The organism is Streptomyces atratus (assembly GCF_900119365.1).
Classification (GTDB): domain Bacteria; phylum Actinomycetota; class Actinomycetes; order Streptomycetales; family Streptomycetaceae; genus Streptomyces; species Streptomyces atratus_B.
In genome coordinates, this window is record NZ_FPJO01000084.1 from 1 (window position 1) to 2,911 (window position 2,911).

A 2,911-nucleotide genomic window follows, 5' to 3' on the forward strand; every position below is an offset into this window, starting at 1 on the left:
TCGACTGCCTGTACCAACGAGCTCCGTTGTTCTGCGTCGGAAATCCTTCAACTGGCTTGCATGACCTGCGAAAACGTTAACTACCCGGCCTTGGGTCAAGGCCCCAGCGTCTTGTCGTCTCCCTCGCGGTGCCGCCGCCCATCCGGCGAGCGGGAGCATGACCGCGCCGGTCTATGTCGGAGACCGTCTGCCCGACGAGGTTCGCCCGGTGTGACGTCTCTACTCGGTGTGGGCGGCTGCGACTTTCGGAAGGGCGAGCATCACCAGTGCCGTGATCGCGTAGAGGACGGCGGAGATGATCAGGACGACGCTGAGTGCGTGACTGTAGTCAGGCAGGGCCGGCGCGCCGGTGTCTGATTCGGTGGCCGTGGTGAAGAAGATCGTGCCCAGAACGGCGATGCCGATGGCGGCGCCGATCTGGTTGACGGTGGAGAGCACGCCCCCGGCGGCGCCTGCGTTACGTCCTGGGACGCCGGCGAGGACGACGTTGACGAGGATGGGTGCGGCCAGGCCGAGCCCGAGGCCGCCGATGAACAGGGCGAGGGCGAGGAGCCAGTATCCAGGGTTGTTGCCGTCCCTGGTGATGGCCCATAGGACGAGCTGAGATGCCGCGATGGTGAGTGAGCCGGTGATCAGCAGGACCCTGCCGGCCTTGGCGGCCAGGGCGACGCCGAGGCCGGAGGTGACGATCGAGCCGAGCGCGTAAGGCAGGATGACTAGGCCGGTCTCCAACGCGGTTCGGCTGGTGCCGTTTTGCAGGTAGACCGACAGGGTGAGGAAGAACGGCCCAATACCGCCGAAGAAGAGCACCGAAGCGCTCAGGCCGCCCGCGAAGGCGCGGATTCGGAGCAGAGCCGGGTCGAAGACGGGTTCGTTCCCACCTCGGGCAAGGCGGCGTTCGTAGGCCAGGAAAATCGCGAGCACGATGATCCCGGCCGCTAGCAGGGCGTAGCTGGCCCAGGGCCATCCCCAGGTCTCAGTCTGGATGATGGGCAGCAGCAACAGGAAGATGCCCGAGGCCGCGAGAACAGCGCCCAACAGGTCCAGTCGTGCGGTCGAGGCCGACCGGGACTCGGGCAGAATCTTCGCGCCGATGATGAGCGCCAGGATCGAGACCGGCACGTTGACCCAGAAGATGGTGCGCCATCCCAGGTCGAACAGGGCGGTGTCGACGAGCAGTCCGCCCAGCAGCGGGCCAGCGACCGAGGCGAGGCCCTGGAAGGCCCCGTAGGCGCCGAACGCTTTAGCACGCTCCCCCGGGGCGAACGATGCGCGGATGATCCCGAACACCTGCGGGACCATGATCCCCGCGGTCAGCCCTTGCCCGGCGCGCATGCCGATGAGCATTCCGGGATCGACGGCCAGCGCGCACAGCGCGGAGGTGACCATGAACCCGGACAGCCCAATCATGAACAGCCGTTTGCGGCCGTACTGGTCACCGAGCCGCCCGCCGGTGATCAGGCCCGCGCCCATGGCGAGGGCGTAGGCGGCGATCGTCCACTGGATCTGAGCGTCGCTAGACCCCAGGTCTTGGGCTATCGCCGGGGCGGCGACGGTGACGATCGTCGCGTCGAGAAGGTCCATGAATGAACCGACGAGCACCACCAGGAGCGCCGTGGTCGCGCCGGCGCCGGCTATGAGTGTCGTGAAAGCGTCAGATGCGCGGCTGCCCTCTCGGGGGCTCGGTGAATCGGTCATGTCGGCCACGATGACAGTCATAGTTGCCACCGAGTGGCCGCTTTGGGTGGGAGGATCGGGGACTATGGCTACCACCTCCGCGCGGACTCTCAAGCTGCTGTCGATCTTTGGGACCGGCGCGACCCTGAGCGCTGAGGAACTCGCCACCAGGCTCGGGGCGTCGGTGCGAACCGTGCGCCGTGACATCGACACGCTCAGAGACCTCGGGTACGAGATCGAAGCCGTCCGCGGAGCCGGTGGCGGGTACCGACTCGGCCGCGCGACCCGCCTGCCGCCGGTTGTCTTCGATGAAGACCAGGCCGTCGCTGCGGCCGTCGCGCTCCAGACCGTCCCCACGATCCTCTCCGGCATCCGCGAGAACTCAGCCCGCGCCCTCGCCACACTGCATCAAGCGATGCCCGCGCGCAGCCGCGTCCACGCCGAAGCGTTCACCGTCTCCGCTGCCCGCAACTACTGGGAGTTCCCCTCGCCACCGATCCACGCCGAGATCGTCCGCACCATCGGCAGCGCGATCAACCGCCGACACCTCGTCCGCGTGGACTACACCGGCGACGGCGAACCCGTCGCCCTCACCCTGGAGCCGCACGACCTCGTGGTCTGGGCGGCCCGCTGGTACCTCGTCGCCTTCGACCGGGACGCACATGGATGGCGCGTGATGCGCCTCGACCGCATCACACCACGCCTACCCACGCACACCCCCTTCGACCGACGCGGCATCCCGCACAACGATCCCGTCACCTTCGTCATGACCACCCACGACCGCGGAGACGCCGCAGCCGAATGGCAATGCCGCGGATCGGCAATCCTCGCCCTGCCCGCGTCCACCGTCGCCCCGTTCGCCCCCGGCGGATCAACAGTTGAGTACGACACCGAAGACAGTTGCCGACTCACCCTCGGTGCCTGGTCATGGCCAGGACTCGCGGGCCTCCTCCTCACCTTCGACGCCGACATCACAGACATCGAACCGCCCGAACTCCGGCAAGCACTGCACTCCCTACACAATCGAATTCGCAAAGGACTCACCGACGACTGAACTTGCGCGGCTACCTTGGCGCGACCTGCTCAGTCACAGCTACTTCCGCGGGCCACCCCACACGAGTCGCTGAGTGCGCCCCTGGCTAGTAGCGTGTCGCTACTTAGTTATGGGTTGTTTGGTTGGGAGGTTGGTGTCTGGCAGATTCTCCTTCCGTTCTGCCAGACAGGGCTGGTGTGA

Annotated in this window: 2 protein-coding genes; one reads left to right on the plus strand and one right to left on the minus strand. The window is 66.8% G+C overall.

Features of this window, described 5'->3' with window-relative positions; translation table 11 throughout:
• Positions 1 to 219 precede the first annotated feature (219 nt).
• The gene (locus BT364_RS38800; protein WP_072489811.1) at positions 220 to 1,698 is read right to left on the minus strand and encodes an MFS transporter; all 1,479 of its coding nucleotides are present in this window, start codon (positions 1,696 to 1,698) and stop codon (positions 220 to 222) included.
• A 64-nt stretch (positions 1,699 to 1,762) separates the two neighbouring features.
• On the opposite strand from BT364_RS38800, the gene BT364_RS38805 reads away from it, so the two are divergent.
• A complete protein-coding gene (locus BT364_RS38805) occupies positions 1,763 to 2,731 on the plus strand; it encodes a helix-turn-helix transcriptional regulator (RefSeq protein WP_072489810.1) in 969 nt (322 codons plus the stop codon).
• Positions 2,732 to 2,911 lie beyond the last annotated feature (180 nt).